Source organism: Catellatospora sichuanensis (genome assembly GCF_007483665.1).
In the GTDB taxonomy this organism is placed as follows: Bacteria; Actinomycetota; Actinomycetes; order Mycobacteriales; family Micromonosporaceae; genus Catellatospora; species Catellatospora sichuanensis.
This window is the reverse complement of sequence record NZ_VIQO01000026.1, coordinates 1-13,606: the sequence shown is the minus strand read 5'-3', so window position 1 is coordinate 13,606 and position 13,606 is coordinate 1. Positions and strand designations below refer to the sequence as shown.

12 protein-coding genes and 1 pseudogene are annotated in these 13,606 nt (G+C 70.5%); 6 read left to right on the top strand and 7 right to left on the bottom strand.

The window, feature by feature from the left end; translation table 11 throughout:
• Positions 1 to 58 precede the first annotated feature (58 nt).
• The 3 genes from FLL47_RS31820 to FLL47_RS31810 all read left to right on the top strand — a co-directional run bounded on the left by FLL47_RS31820 (position 59) and on the right by FLL47_RS31810 (position 2,779).
• Positions 59 to 556 carry a hypothetical protein gene (locus FLL47_RS31820; protein WP_144126062.1) on the top strand — a complete coding sequence of 166 codons (498 nt, stop codon included), beginning with the start codon at positions 59 to 61 and terminating at the stop codon, positions 554 to 556.
• Between the two features lie 70 nt (positions 557 to 626).
• Positions 627 to 1,121, top strand: coding sequence for a hypothetical protein (locus FLL47_RS31815; protein ID WP_144126058.1), 495 nt, complete (start codon positions 627 to 629; stop codon positions 1,119 to 1,121).
• Positions 1,122 to 1,399: 278 nt separating this feature from the next.
• Positions 1,400 to 2,779 (top strand): thrombospondin type 3 repeat-containing protein, encoded by a 1,380-nt coding sequence (locus FLL47_RS31810; protein ID WP_144126055.1) that lies wholly within the window; start codon positions 1,400 to 1,402, stop codon positions 2,777 to 2,779.
• Positions 2,780 to 2,833: 54 nt separating this feature from the next.
• Here the strand turns inward: FLL47_RS31810 and FLL47_RS31805 are convergent, their stop codons facing one another.
• Entirely contained in the window at positions 2,834 to 3,547 is a 714-nt protein-coding gene (locus FLL47_RS31805; protein WP_144126052.1) for a GNAT family N-acetyltransferase, read from the bottom strand.
• A gap of 157 nt (positions 3,548 to 3,704) precedes the next feature.
• On the opposite strand from FLL47_RS31805, the gene FLL47_RS31800 reads away from it, so the two are divergent.
• Both FLL47_RS31800 and FLL47_RS31795 read left to right on the top strand, forming a co-directional pair.
• On the top strand, positions 3,705 to 4,388 hold the full coding sequence (locus FLL47_RS31800) for a HEAT repeat domain-containing protein (RefSeq protein WP_186316024.1): 684 nt from the start codon (positions 3,705 to 3,707) through the stop codon (positions 4,386 to 4,388).
• Positions 4,389 to 4,534: 146 nt separating this feature from the next.
• Complete coding sequence (locus tag FLL47_RS31795; RefSeq protein ID WP_144126046.1) at positions 4,535 to 5,326, top strand: hypothetical protein; 792 nt, start codon at positions 4,535 to 4,537, stop codon at positions 5,324 to 5,326.
• Positions 5,327 to 5,351: 25 nt separating this feature from the next.
• On the opposite strand, the gene FLL47_RS31790 is transcribed toward FLL47_RS31795, so the two are convergent.
• Positions 5,352 to 6,854: a class I SAM-dependent methyltransferase gene (locus FLL47_RS31790; protein ID WP_144126043.1), complete on the bottom strand. Its 1,503-nt coding sequence runs from the start codon at positions 6,852 to 6,854 to the stop codon at positions 5,352 to 5,354.
• Positions 6,855 to 7,035: 181 nt separating this feature from the next.
• Here FLL47_RS31790 and FLL47_RS31785 point away from each other — a divergent pair, with 181 nt between their 5' ends.
• Complete coding sequence (locus FLL47_RS31785) at positions 7,036 to 7,902, top strand: alpha/beta fold hydrolase (protein WP_144126040.1); 867 nt, start codon at positions 7,036 to 7,038, stop codon at positions 7,900 to 7,902.
• A gap of 71 nt (positions 7,903 to 7,973) precedes the next feature.
• Here FLL47_RS31785 and FLL47_RS31780 read toward each other — a convergent pair whose 3' ends face one another.
• The 5 genes and pseudogenes from FLL47_RS31780 to FLL47_RS44335 all read right to left on the bottom strand — a co-directional run.
• Positions 7,974 to 8,456 (bottom strand): hypothetical protein, encoded by a 483-nt coding sequence (locus FLL47_RS31780; RefSeq protein WP_144126037.1) that lies wholly within the window; start codon positions 8,454 to 8,456, stop codon positions 7,974 to 7,976.
• Positions 8,457 to 8,533: 77 nt separating this feature from the next.
• Complete coding sequence (locus FLL47_RS31775; protein WP_144126034.1) at positions 8,534 to 9,223, bottom strand: hypothetical protein; 690 nt, start codon at positions 9,221 to 9,223, stop codon at positions 8,534 to 8,536.
• Between the two features lie 234 nt (positions 9,224 to 9,457).
• A complete protein-coding gene (locus tag FLL47_RS31770; protein WP_144126508.1) occupies positions 9,458 to 11,494 on the bottom strand; it encodes a family 43 glycosylhydrolase in 2,037 nt (678 codons plus the stop codon).
• Between the two features lie 238 nt (positions 11,495 to 11,732).
• On the bottom strand, positions 11,733 to 13,331 hold the full coding sequence (locus FLL47_RS31765) for an endo-1,4-beta-xylanase (RefSeq protein ID WP_222106292.1): 1,599 nt from the start codon (positions 13,329 to 13,331) through the stop codon (positions 11,733 to 11,735).
• A 129-nt stretch (positions 13,332 to 13,460) separates the two neighbouring features.
• Positions 13,461 to 13,606, bottom strand: a pseudogene (locus FLL47_RS44335) (non-reducing end alpha-L-arabinofuranosidase family hydrolase); the annotation flags it as partial.

The window sequence follows — 13,606 nt, the reverse complement described above, 5'->3', positions numbered from 1 at the left end:
CCGCAACCGGACGCCTCCCGGCGATCCGCGCAGCGGCACCCGACACAGGAGGCCGCCCGTGGTGCACCAGCCGCTGACCCGGCGAGGCCGGCGCACGCTCGCCATCACCGGCGCGCTCGCCGCCGCCACCGTGATGGTCACGGCCGGTGCCGTCGCGGCCGCGGCTCCGGCCTGGAGGGGTACCGCGCAGACCCCGGTCGACGGCCACGCCGGGCGGTGGCCTACGCCGTCGGCCACTGCCGTGCCTACCGCCACCCCCGGCGCGCCGGTGCCGACCGCCACCGCTGACCGGCCGAGCCCTGACGTTCCGGACGCCTCCGCGTCCACCGGTCCGAGCCCGACGCCGACACCGACGGCCTCGGCTGTCCCGGAGACACCCGCTGAGGAGCCGTTCCCGGATCCGGCGCCGGGTTCCGTGCCGCCCGAACCCGCATCGACCGAAACCGCGCCACCCGGGCCCGCGACGGAGGAGACCGCCGCCGCGACCGCCACGGCCGAACACGCGACGGCCGAGCCGTCGCCCACTGTCCCCGCGACACCCATGTCCGCGGCGTAATACCACGTCAACCAGCAGCCGGCGCGTCGTGTGGGCGCGCGGGTCGACCCACCCTGTCCAGGAGGACGCCATGAAGCACGCCAGGAACACCAAGCGGACCACCGCCATCGTCGGCACGGCCATCGTCGGCACCGTCATGGTCGCCACCGCGGCGTGGGCCGTCTTCGGCTCGACCATCGTGGCCGGAGCCAACGGCGGCGCCGAGATGGTGAAGGAGATCACCGTCGTCGGGCTACAGCTCAACTCGCCGCTGTTGCCCGGCGAGACGTCGAACGTGAAGCTGACCATCGCCAACCCGAACGACAACGTGAAGGCCAAGATCACCGGCATCAGCCCCGGCCCGATCTCGATCGGCGGGATCCCTGCGGACGCCGTGAACACGTGCAAGGACTACATCGTCACCAGCCAAGGGACGCTGCCGGACCCGCTGCCGACGCTGGCCAAGAGCGGCGGTAGCGCCAACGTCACCGTCACCGACGGCGTGAAGTTCGGCGACGCGCCCCTCGCCTGCCAGGGTATGACGTGGACGACGAACTGGAGCGTGACGTTTCAGGCTGTTCGCTGACCGGGTGGCGGCGGCGACCGGCGTGCTCCCGGTGACGGGCGGTCCCGACGTCGTGTCGCTGCTGATCGCCGGTTTCGCCCTCGTGCTGCTGGGGCTGGGCAGCCGCTGGTGGGCCGGGCGATGAACCACCGCTGGGGCAGGGGCAAAGGCCCGGCAGCCCGCAACGGGTTGCCGGGCCTGCTGCGTGGTCACGCCACCGCTGCTCAGGCCGGTTTCGGACAGAGACGGGTACTGCGCAGTCCAGAGCTTCCGCCGGGAGGCTCGCCGACGCTCGGCGCATGATGTTCGACATCCCGCGGCGTACCGCCGCGACCGTTGCCGCAGCCGTGCTGCTGGCCGCCACCGTGGCGGTCGAGCCGGCGTACGCGGCAGATCGTCCCGTACCCAAGTCCACCCTGCGCGTCTGCGACCCGACCGGCTGCTACACGGCCTGGCGGGTGGTCGACTCCGATCACGACGGCATCAGCGACGCCGACGAGCTGATGGCGGGCACCAATCCGTACGACGCGAACAGCCGCCCGCCCCTGGAACTGGTCGTGGAGCTGGCGCTGGATCGCAAACTGCCGTCCTTCGAGGCCGGTCTGGGCGCGTTCCTCGCCGTGCCGCAGGAGATCGTGGACGCGCGCGACAAGGTCGGCATGGACGTGCTCGGCGCGTTCGACATGGCCTCCCGGCGGGACACGCTGACCCACTTCGGCCTCACCTTCGGCGAACTCCAGACCGGCGGGGTCGACGTCGATCCCACCCAGGGGTTCACCATCGGCCTGGCGGGCAAGGGCGGGCTCGGCTCGCTGCCCGGCGCCCGCATCGGCGGTATCTCCATGGGGCTGATCTCCGCTGGCGCGGACAACCCGAAGTACCGCTTCGGCCAGGAACACGGCGGCGTCAAGAGCACCAAGCCCATCGACGGCGGGACCGGCACCCACACCGAGTTCAACGACGGCGCCTCCCAGACCACCAGGTCCGACGGCGAGGGCGGGTTCACCAGGACCACCACGAACGCCGACGGGAGCGCGGGTCCCCAGACGACCGGGCAGTCCCGGGAATCCAGCGACGGCGACGGCGGCACCCGGCACGAGGAGAAGCAGACCACCACCGACGCCGACGGCAACCTGGACAGCGTCACCTACACCGACGAGCACCGCTTCGCCGGCGGGGCGGTCAGCACGATGACGACGACCACCAAGTACGTCCGGGACGAGAACGGCAACGTGACCGGCTCGCAGGTGACGACGGTGGTCAGTTACGTCTCCGCCGACGGCGAGTACGGCTCGGCGGACACCACGGTCGAGGACTGCGACGGCGCGGGCAACTGCACCGTGGTGGACTCCGACTACGAGGACAGCGACACCGTCGATGACGAGGAGTACTACAACCCCGACGCCGACACCACCATCGTCACGTTCGAGGCGGAGAAGAACGTGCTGCGTACCCGTGGCGCGGCGGTGAACACCGTGCCCGGCTGGGCCGCGCCCGGTTTCGAGGGGGATGTGGCCAACCCGAAGGACCCGAACCTGGTGGCGCTGATCGACTCCGATCTGTCTCCCGGCTTCATGCTGGTGTCGCCGCCCCGGATCACCAAGGCCCAGCCTGAGTTCCGCGACGACCTGCCTCTTCCGGGTCAGCCCGCGCCCAAGGACTGCCCGTCCTGCCGCTGACGACCCCGGACCGGCCGCCGGAGGCGCGCACGCCTCCGGCGGCCGGACCGGCCCTCAGCCGGGGCCCGGCCGGAACGCAACCGAAAGCTGGTCTTCGGGGATGTGGACCGATCCCATCGAGATCGGGCGGCGCAGCCGGAAGCCGAGCCGCTCGTACAGGGCGCGTGCGCCGGTGTTGTCGTGGCCCACGTGCAGGAAAGCGGAGTCGCCGCGTTCGCGCATGCCGGCGATCAGCGCCCGGACCAGCCGCATGGCCAGGCCCTGACGGCGGTGGGCGGGATCGGTGCAGACGGCGCTGAGCTCGCTCCAGCCCACCGGCCGAAGCCGCTCCCCGGCCATCGCCACCAGCGCCCCACCGCGGCGGATGCCCAGGTAGGTGCCCAGTTCGAGGGTGCGTGGCGTGAACAGGCGGCCGTTGCGGTGGCGGGCGACGAACGCCACGATCTCGGGTACGTCGGCCGGACCGAGGCGCACCGCCTCGTCGTCGCTGCGCGGCTCGACGCCGTCCTCGACGAGCTGCAGGCCCGGGCCGACGCCGGTGACCTTCCAATCGTCGTGCGGAGCCACGACGATGCCGGCGATCGGGGCCTGCCCGGGGCCGACCAGCGCGGCGGCGTCCGCCCAGTCGTCGGCGGTGGTCGGATGCGGGATCGAGATGAACCTGGACAGCTCCGGCGGGTAGCGCACGATACGGCCCCGCCGCTGCGCCAGGTGGGCGTGCGCTCCGGTCAGCGCGGATCGCACGGGGTCGTCAAGCGGATCGGCCATGGCGTCCTCGGGTCGGGGTGAGGGCTGGCACGGACTCCAGCTCGACAGTCAAGGTCGTGAATGGATTGTAAGTCGGCGGACACCGCGGCCGTGGCCCGCTCACCGCCGACGCGGGACGGGAGCGAAATCGCGTTGTGCACCCGCCGACAATGGGCTGATGGGGAGTCACGGCGGTCCGGTGAACCCGGCGCGGATGTCGGACACGGAGTTGTTCGCCGCCGCGGCGAGGGAGGTCCCCGAGGGCGACTACCTGGACCCGGTCCCGCACCTGGTCGCCCTGCATGAGCGGCCGACCCGGGAGGTGTACGACACCGCGATCCGGCTGCTGCGCGACGACGCCCCGCATGCACGGGAACTCGGCGCCCGAGTCCTGCGCGAACTGGGGCCGCGAGACGAGGCAGGGCTTCGGCCGTTCGGCGCGGAGGCGATACCGCTGCTGGTCGAGCGGCTCGATCAGGAGCAGGACCCGCGGGTGCTCAGGTGGGTGATCTCCGCACTCGGATACAACGGTGCGCGGGAGGCACTCGACGCGGTCCTCCGGTTCACCGGGCACCCGGACGCGTGGGTTCGCTTCCACGTCGCGGCGGCGCTTCCGTCGCTGGCGGACCCGGAGCTGATAGAGCCGGGCGCGCTGGAGGCGCTGCGGACACTGTGCCGGGACGAGGAGGCGGACACCCGCTACCACGCCCTGTACGCGATGGTTGAGGAGATCTCCGGCGCGGATCCCGAACGCGTCGCCCGGTCGCTCGCCGACCTGCTGGACGACCCCGATGAGCAGATCCGCGAACTCGCTCGAACGCACCTGGTCGCCGAGCATCGCGGCTGGTCAGCGCTCGGCTGAGCCGCTGCGCCAGATCACCGCACCGAGCAGGACGGTCCAGACGGTCAGCGGGTCGAAGACGACGTCGGCTCCACGCCCGGCCGAAGCGTCGCAGGCAGGGAAATTGTCACACCGGATGCGATACGGACGCGGTTACGGTCTGGCGCATGGACTGCCTTTCCGAGATCACCTTCCGGCTGCCCGAGGCGACCGAGTCTCGCGCCTTCATCGACGGGCTGCGTCAGCTGCTGGCCGACGTGCCGTATGCCCGTTCCGCCGAGATGGGTCCCGATCGCCTGACGCTGACTCCGCCGCTGCCTCGCGGTGCCCTTCCCGTCACGACCTTCGCGCTGGCCGACGTGCCCGAGCCCGAGGTCGCGCTGGACACCGGCCACGTCATCGGTGTCAGCCGCGGCCCCGGGACCGAAGCGGTCACCCTGCCGGGCCGGGTCGAGCTGGCGGAGCTGACCCGCCGCCTTGCCGGTCACGTCCGCCGGGTCGACCACACGGGCGTGAACCTTCCGGTCGGCACCCCAGCCGAGCAGTGGGACGACCTGGTGGGCGCCGTCGCTGCCGCCTCCGCGATGTACCGCTACCCGACCGGCGAGCAGTGGCCGTTCGTCCTGCCCGCGACGTCCGAGGAGTGCACCGGCGACATCGGCGACTTCGTCGTCGGCCGCGAGCCGAGGTTCGAGCTGGTCCAGGAGCAGCGGCTGACGCAGACGACGTGGCAGATCGCCCTATGGACCGACCTGACCCGGGCCGAGCTGGAGCTGATGTTCCCCGAGCCCGAGGGGCTGACCTTCCCGGGCCTGGCGGACGTCTTCCGTGTCGTGCCGATCCGCCATCCGTGGCCGGGCCTGGGCATCCGCTTCGACCTGTGCTACCGCGGCGAGGACGGGCCGTCCGACTGGGAGACCGGCGAATGGCTGGTCACCGAGGGCGGCCGCATCCGCTGACGAGTTTGCCGACCCACCTCCCACGTCAGGAGTTCAGCGGCCGCCGGGCGACCAGCAGCAGATGGGTCACCGGCCAGTCCAGCGGCGTGCCGTCGAGGTCGCTCAGGGCGGCCACGGGGGCGATCCGGTTGTCGACGATCCAGTCGTTGCGGCTGGTCCCCGAGGCCGGGTCCAGCTCGAATCCGACGTCGGTGAGCAGCCGCCGCCAGTCGGCGTACGCCATGCCGCAGAACTGCTCGCGGGTCTCCGACAGCCAGCTCGCCGAGTAGTCCTTGCGGGTCAGGTAGTCCATGGCGTCACCCAGCGCCAGCCGGACGGTGTCGTCGACCGGTGTGTGCGGCACCGGGAAGGCGAAATCGACCGTGAACTGGTCGAAGCGGGCCCGCGTGGACAGGCCGGCGACGTAGTCCGCGACCTGCGCCGACGGCAGCCCGGCCAGGTCGGGGCACGGCTGGTCGGGGTTCTCGCCGTCGCCACGTTCCAGGCGCAGCAGCACCTGCCGGTCGCGGTCGTCGGGGCCGCAGACGTCGCTGTTGATCCATACGCCGCCCGGCGCGGTGTGCTCGTAGATGGCCTGGGCGAAGGCGCGCAGTGACTTCTCCTGTTCGCCGTAGGACCAGATCTCGTGGGTCAGTGCGAAGGTCAGCGTCGTGTTGATCGACCGGGCGGGGAACACCGCGCCGCCGAGCACGTTGCGGCGGTAGAAGAACACGTTGGGGTTCTGGAAGACCCCCTGCGCCTTGCGGTGTACGCACTCGTCGAACAGGTGGCGGGCGACCTCGACCCCGATCAGGTCGCTCTCGCGCAGGGCCGGTTCCCGGTCGGCCAGTTCGAGCACCGCGCCCGCGCCGCAGCCGATGTCGACGACCCGGCCGGGCTGCACGTGCTCGCGGGCCGCAGCCCACTTGCGGGCGGCGCTGTCGGCGAACGCCTCCACGTAGGCGCGGTAGTCGCGGGTCGCGGTCAGCCCGCCCTCGTCGCCGACGACCGGGTCGTTGACGACGGTGCGTACGGTCTCGACGAGCCGGTAGCGGTCGAAGACGTCGACGGTGGCGGGATGTGCCAGGTCCCGCCACGTCTCGTCACCGGTGGCCAGGCGCAGAAGGACGTCCCAGGGGCGCTCGGCGGCGGGGGTCTGCCCGGCCTCGACGGGGTCGATCGCGAAGCCGAGCCGCTCGTACAGCGCGGCGACGTCAGGGGTGGAGCAGGCCACGACGGTGTTGTGCGGCGTCAGCTCGATACCGGTGGCCACGGTGATGTTCTTGAGGGTCACCTCGGCGAAGCGCGGGGTCGGCGGCATGTCGAAGACCGGCACCACCACCGAGCGCAGCGTGGTGATGGCGCTGAACCGCTCGATCGCGGCCTCCCGCCGGTGGTAGGGCACCGGGTTGCGGCGGGTGTTGTCGTGGTTCGCCGAGGTCACCGCCCAGACGATGGTCGCGCCGTGCCGGGCGGCCAGCGCGACGAGCCGGCCCGCCTGGAAGCGGGTCAGCAGGTGGTGTCGTCCGGGGAACAGCACGTATTCCATGCGGAGTTGATACCGCACGCGGCATCGGGCCCGTTCACCGCGGGCGCGTCCACCCATCACAGCACTATGCTTGATGGCATTTGCCCGTTTCGGTGACTCCGGGAAATTCTCGGCGCCGGACCGATGAGTTTCGCGGGCGGCGACGGTCTACCTGGACATGACCCGAGAAGGAGTTGCTCCGATGGCTGAGTCGAAGACCTACACACTCGATGTTCCCGGCGTGGTCCTGCACTACGACGTGCGCGAGAACACCGACAGCGCCGAGCCGATCCTGATGCTGTTCGGCTCGCCCATGGACGCCCGCGGGTTCACCACGCTCGCCGGGTTCTTCCCCGACCGCACGGTGGTCACCTACGACCCTCGGGGCGCCCAGCGCAGCGTCCGCACCGCCGACGCCGGGGAGTCGACCCCCGACGTGCACGCCGACGACGTGCACCGGCTGATCGCCGAGCTCGGCGGGGGACCGGTCGACATCTTCGCCAGCAGCGGCGGGGCGGTCAACGCACTGGCCCTGGTCGCCCGGCACCCGGCGGACGTGCGCACCCTGGTCGCGCACGAGCCGCCGGCGGGGCAGCTGCTGCCGGACCGGGAGCGGGCGCTGGCCGCGATCCGGTTCATCCGTGACCTGTACCAGGCCAAGGGCTCGGGTGCCGGCATGGCGGCGTTCATCGCCGCGGTCGGCCACCAGGGCGAGTTTCCCGCGGACTACGCCGTGGCGCCGGACCCTGCCCAGTTCGGCATGCCGGCCGAGGACGACGGCTCCCGTGACGACGTGCTGCTGGGTCAGAACCTGATCAGCTGCACGCACTACGAATACGACCTCGACGCGCTGCGTGCGGCGTCGACCCGGATCGTGTCGGCGGTCGGCGAGGAATCCGAGGGGCAGATGGCCTACCGCGGTGGGGTCGCGGTCGCCGAGCAGCTCGGCACCGAGGCGGTCGTGTTCCCCAGCAACCACGGCGGTTTCATGGGCGGCGAGTTCGGTATGCCGGGCAAGCCGGAGGAGTTCGCCGCCAAGCTGCGTGAGGTGCTCGCCGAGAAGGCTTGACGGTCCCGGGCGGGGCGGCCGCAGCGCCGCCCCGCTTGCTGCTGCGATGTTCGTGGCAGGGAGCCGGTTGCTCAGGCGGTGCGGGACAGCTCCATGATCCAGTTCGTCCGCCAGGTCACGCCCTGGTCGTAGGAGAACGACTGCTGCCACCGGGCGGCGTCCGCGCCGTCACGGGTCCACTCGAAGCGGACCTTGACCGGGTGACCGCCGAGGACGTCGTCGCAGTCGAAGACACCCCGCCCGTCGCGCCAGGCGCCCTCGACGGGCGGGTCGAGGTGGCCGGGGTTGCGGCTGGACGCCCACCAGATCCGCCAGACACGGGCCTGCGGGTCGAACTGCCGCAGCGTGTACCCCTCGAAGGGCTGCTCGCCGGGCGGTGCGTCGGTCCAGATGCGATCGACGTGGCCGAGGCCGCCGAGGATCGGCTCGGCGTGCGCCGTGGCGTCGAACTCGACCCACTCGTCGCAGCCGGGATCGGTGACGTCGCGCAGCTTGCGGTTGCGCACCTGCCACCGGCCGAAGATGAAGTCGAAGTCGGCGCGGCCGTCGTTCATGGTCGTCTCCCTGCAGCGGGGCGGATCGGTCGTTGCGATCATGCCGGGTGGGCTTCGCGAAACCTCTGCCGGACGCCCTATCCCTGCGTCGGTTCGCTGATCGGGGCCAGATCGAGGGCGGCGCGGGCGCGTGGCACCCAGGACCTGCTGTCGAATCCGCTGTCGGTGATCACGCGCATCGACGTTCGGGCGTGGGCCTCCGACGGGACGACGCCCGAGTGGGCGATCAGCGCGCCGACCGCGGTCACCAGTTCGGTGAACGTCACGTACGAACGGGTCCTGGCGTCGGTCCAGGCCTCGTGGTCGGCGGGCAGGATCCCGCCGTCCGGCTGGCGTCGCAGGATGACCCCGAGCGGCAGGTCCGCCTCCAGGCAGCTGCCGAGCATCCGGTACGCCTGGCGGTAGCAGCCGAGCACCGTGCGGTCCTTGTCGGTGAGGTGGCGCTCCGTGGCGAGCCTGGCGACCAGCGCCTCCACGCGGGCGTCGACCGCCGAGGCCCGGCCGAACAGCGCCCACCGGTGCTGCTCACGGTCGGCCGCGGCGAACGCCTGCCTGCGGACGGCCTTCCATTCCTGCCAGATGCCGTGGAACTCGCCATGCGCGGCGTAGAAGATCTCCGCCGCGGCGAGGTCCGCCGCGCGCCGCTTCCTGAGCCGCTCCGATCGGTCGGCGATGCGGCCCAGGAGGGAGGCGGCTAGGGCGATCAGCGCCACGTTGACGAGCAGGGAGAAGAAGTACATCAGCAGCAGGTCTTCGGCGTCGGGCACGGTCATCCTCGGGGTCGCGAGTCGGCAGCCTCCTACGGTGCCGCACCGCGCATGCGGCGTAGTATCGGCCGTCCGTCGCGTTGTGGGCGCGTGGGCATCTCGCTGGGGCAGGCGGAGGCGCCGCCGTACGCTCCCGACTTGGCCGGTGCGGAGCGGTGAGATCCGCACCGGCCGTCGGCGGCGGGCCTGCGGCGAGCTACCGGCATCCAGAACTGGTAGCGGCCGGGGCACCCGCTACGGGGTGGTCAGGTCGAACCGGGACACGGTCACCGAGCCGCCCAGTGCCTGGGTGGCGTAGTTGAAGATGCCGAAGCGGTAGCCCATGAAGAACTGCCAGGCGTTGTTGAGGGTGAACGCGGAGCCCAGCGAGGTGAAGTTGGTGCCGTCGGTGCTGTAGGAGAAGCGTGCCTGGCGTCCGCTGCCAGGCCGGATGTCGGCGTTGGCACGCAGCCATATCCGGCCGCCGGAGATCGCCGCGGAGGCGTTCTCGGTGCCGGTGCCGGTGGTGTTCCAACTGCCGTCCATGGTCAGTCCGTTGGTCATCACGACTCTGGTCGCGCCGTTGTCGCGTTTGACGCCGATCCAGGCCGAGGAGTCTCGCAGCATCGCGAGCCCGGCGCGGTCGCCGTCGCGCATGGTCGAGTAGTCGAGCTGGATCGTGGCGGTGGAGGTCGGTCCCTGGATGCGGTGGGTCAGGGTGTTGCGGGCGTTGTAGAGGTCGTTGGTGACGGTGGCGGTCTGCAGCCGCAGGCCGTTGTTGACGGAGTATCGGCTGGTGTCGGGGTTGTGGTTCCACTCCCACTGCGGGCCCAGCGCGGTGCCGCTGAAGGTGTCGGTGCCGATCATGGGTTTGACCGCGCGGGTGGGCAGGTTCGGCTTGGGGTAGCTCGCGCCCCAGGCGTTGTTGACGAGCTGGATCTGGGGCCAGCCGTCGGCGGTCCAGGTGACCGGGGCGAGCACGGGGACGCGCCCGCCGGGGTAGGCGTCGACGAAGGCCATGTAGTACCAGGCGCCATTCTGGGTCTGCACGAGGCCGCCCTGGTGGGGGACGCCGCCGCCGGAGATCGGGCCGGGCAGGTTGAGCAGGAGCTGCTGCATCGTGTACGGGCCGAAAGGGCTGGACGACTTGAGGATGTACTGGCCGTTGGCGGGGCGGGTCAGGAAGATGTAGTAGCTGCCGTTGCGCTTGTAGAAGCGCGCGCCCTCCAGGGTGCCGACGCTGGACGGCGTCGTGAACACCTGCTGCGTGCGGACCTGGCTGAGTCCGTCGGCGGACAACTGGGCGACGCTGATGTTGCTGTTGCCGTAGGCGACGTACATGGTGTCGTTGTCGTCGACGAGCAGGCCGGCGTCGTAATAGCAGTTGTTGATCGTGGAACGCTTGGTCCAGGTGCCGTCGACGGCCGAGGCGGTGTAGACGTAGGTCTTGTTGAACTCCATGCAGCCCATCCAGTAGAAGGTGCTGTTGGAGGGGCGGTAGTTGAGGGTGGACGCCCAGATGCCCTTGACGTAGGCGCGCCCGCCGCTGAGGTTGTAGGCGCTGGAATGGTCGAGCACCGGCACCGAGTGCCCGGCGAACTCCCAGTTGACCAGGTCATACGAACGCAGGATCGGCGCGCCCGGGGAGTAGTGCATGGTCGAGGCGGAGTAGTAGTAGGCGTCACCGACGCGGATGATGTCGATGTCGGCGAAGTCCTGCCACAGCACCGGGTTGGTGTAGTTGCCGCCGCTGGGCGGCGGTGACGACGACGCGCTCGGGGTCGGGTCGGTGCCGACGCGCACGAGCTGCCATTGCTGGTTGTTGCCGCCCCAGTCGTCGTACTGCACGATGTTGGCCCCGTCGGCCGTGGAGGCACCCTGGACTTCGAGAGCTTTGTTGCTGTGCCGGCTGATGAACCGGACGTAGCCGTCGGCCGAGTCGGCGAGCCGCCACTGCTGGTTGTTGCTGTTGTTGTCGGTCCACTGGACGATGGCTCCGCCGTTGGCGGTGGAGAAGCCGGAGACGTCGAGGACTTTGCCGGAGTGGCGGGACTTGATCCGGTAGTAGCCGCTGCCGGAGTCGACGAACTGCCATTGCTGGTTGTTGGCGGTGCCTCGGGTCCACTGGGTGATGCGTCCGCCGTCGGCGGTGGAGAAGTTGTAGACGTCGAGGGCTTTGCCGCTGTTGCGGTTGACCAGGATGTACCACGCGCTGGTGTCGACGCTCGCGGCCTGCGCGCTGCTGTTGGCGAGGACGACCAGGCCCGTGCTGGCCAGTGCGGTGACCAGCATGGTGATCAATGCGGTGCGCCAGCGTCGTCGCGGGGGCAGGACTCGCGGGATGGTGCCGATGCCGCTCACGGGGGCATCCTCCTTGTCTCGTGGCCGCGATGGGCCGGGATGTGGGGGTGGCGCAGGTCGCCGTGGACGTCCGCGGCGATCGTGGTCGCCGAGCAGGTAAAAGGCCGCCGGTGCGGGGATGCGGCGATCCGCGCACCGGCGGCTGATCATGGTGTGGTCTCGTCCGGTGTCATGACCGGGACGTCGCCGCGGTCAGGGAGCCGAGCGCGATGGACCGCTGCGCTGTGAGCCCGACGTCGTGGGCTGCGGCGCCGAAGGCGGCCGTGACCGATCCGACGCGGACGAGCTGCCATTGCTGGTTGTTGCCGCCCCAGTCGTCGTACTGCACGATGTTGGCCCCGTCGGCGGTGGACGCGCCCTGGACCTCCAGTGCCTTGTTGCTGTGCCGGCTGATCAGGCGGACGTAGCCGCCGGCGGAGTCGGCCAGGCGCCACTGCTGGTTGTTGCTGTTGTTGTCGGTCCACTGGACGATGGCTCCGCCGTTGGCGGTGGAGAAGCCGGAGACGTCGAGGACTTTGCCGGAGTGGCGGGACTTGATCCGGTAGTAGCCGCTGCCGGAGTCGACGAACTGCCATTGCTGGTTGTTGGCGGTGCCTCGGGTCCACTGGGTGATGCGTCCGCCGTCGGCGGTGGAGAAGTTGTAGACGTCGAGGGCTTTGCCGCTGTTGCGGTTGACCAGGATGTACCACGCGCTGGTGTCGACCGGCCCGCCCGGCGTGGGGGGCGACGTCGAAGGCGACGGCGGCGGATTCGTGGGCGGCGTGCTGTTGAGGGCGTTGAGGGTCGAGGTGTAGGCGGCCTTCTTGTTGCCGGAGGAGTCGAACAGCAGCGGGTTCTGGCCGGTGCGCCAGGAGTCGCTGTCGCGGATGCCCCACACGGTGATGCCGTTGCAGCGGGACACGGCCAGGCAGGCACGGGTGACGGTGGAATACACGTTGGCCTGGTTGGACCCGGAGATGTCCAGCTCGGTGATCTGGACGTCGACGCCGAGGTTGGCGAAGCGCTGCAGGTTGGCCTGGTAGTCCGAGGAGACCGAGTTGGTCAGGTGGGACTGGAAGCCGACGCAGTCGATGGGCACGCCGCGGGACTTGAAGTCCTGCACCATGTTGTAGATGCCGGTGGACTTGGCGTTGATCCCGTCGGTGTTGTAGTCGTTGTAGCAGAGCTTGGCGCCGGGATCGGCGGCTCGGGCGGTGCGGAACGCGACCTCGATCCAGTCGTTGCCGGTGCGCTGGAGGTTGGAGTCACGCCGACCGCCGCCGCTGCCGTCGGCGAAGGCCTCGTTGACGACGTCCCACGAGTGGATCCTGCCGCGGTATTTGGTCGCGACCTGCGTGATGTGATTGACCATCGCCGAGCGCAGCGCGCTGCCGCTCATGTTCTGCGCCCAGCCGGGCTGCTGGGAGTGCCAGACCAGGGCGTGGCCGCGGATGCTCATGCCCCTGCTCTGGGCGTGGCTGACGATCCGGTCGGCGTTGGTGTAATTGAAGTTGTTCTGGGACGGCTCGGTGGCGTCCCACTTCATCTCGTTCTCGGCGGTGACCGAGTTGAACTCGCGGTTGAGGATGTTCACGTAGGTCGAGTCACCGAGCTTGCCTGCGGCGATGGCGGCGCCGAAGTAGCGGCCGCGTTCGGCCGCCGACGCGCCCAGCGTCGTGCCTGCGCTGGCGGACGTGGCCAGGACGGCAGTCGTCGCGGCGACGATCGCCACGAGCATGGTGCCGGCGAACGCCGCCCGCAACGGGCGGCCTCCGAGTATCGGGTTCATGTGCTGTCTCCTAGGAGCGGTCGGCGGTTCCGTGGATTGGCGGGCGGCTCGCCTCGGGCAGGCGGGCCTGCCGATCAGGCCGCGTCCGGGCGGGCGGCGGTGACACCCGGCCCGGACGCGGTCGGGGCGTCAGCGCTGCCGGGTCAGCAGGCCGGGCCGGTAGGGCAGCAGGCCGTAGTCGCCGCCGGAGTTGGGTGAGCGGCCCTGGTAGAGCAGCTGCAGGTTGCAGGGGTCGATGGTCATGGTCTGGTCGGCGTTGGTGCGGATGAGTTCGC

Bases quoted from the DNA above. Each gene is read 5' to 3' on its own strand.
- FLL47_RS31815 (WP_144126058.1), top strand. From the start codon at position 627: ATGAAGCACGCCAGGAACACCAAGCGGACCACCGCCATCGTCGGCACG.
- FLL47_RS31810 (WP_144126055.1), top strand. From the start codon at position 1,400: ATGATGTTCGACATCCCGCGGCGTACCGCCGCGACCGTTGCCGCAGCC.
- FLL47_RS31805 (WP_144126052.1), bottom strand. From the start codon at position 3,547: ATGGCCGATCCGCTTGACGACCCCGTGCGATCCGCGCTGACCGGAGCG.
- FLL47_RS31800 (WP_186316024.1), top strand. From the start codon at position 3,705: ATGGGGAGTCACGGCGGTCCGGTGAACCCGGCGCGGATGTCGGACACG.
- FLL47_RS31795 (WP_144126046.1), top strand. From the start codon at position 4,535: ATGGACTGCCTTTCCGAGATCACCTTCCGGCTGCCCGAGGCGACCGAG.
- FLL47_RS31790 (WP_144126043.1), bottom strand. From the start codon at position 6,854: ATGGAATACGTGCTGTTCCCCGGACGACACCACCTGCTGACCCGCTTC.
- FLL47_RS31785 (WP_144126040.1), top strand. From the start codon at position 7,036: ATGGCTGAGTCGAAGACCTACACACTCGATGTTCCCGGCGTGGTCCTG.
- FLL47_RS31780 (WP_144126037.1), bottom strand. From the start codon at position 8,456: ATGAACGACGGCCGCGCCGACTTCGACTTCATCTTCGGCCGGTGGCAG.
- FLL47_RS31770 (WP_144126508.1), bottom strand. From the start codon at position 11,494: ATGCTGGTCACCGCACTGGCCAGCACGGGCCTGGTCGTCCTCGCCAAC.
- FLL47_RS31765 (WP_222106292.1), bottom strand. From the start codon at position 13,331: ATGAACCCGATACTCGGAGGCCGCCCGTTGCGGGCGGCGTTCGCCGGC.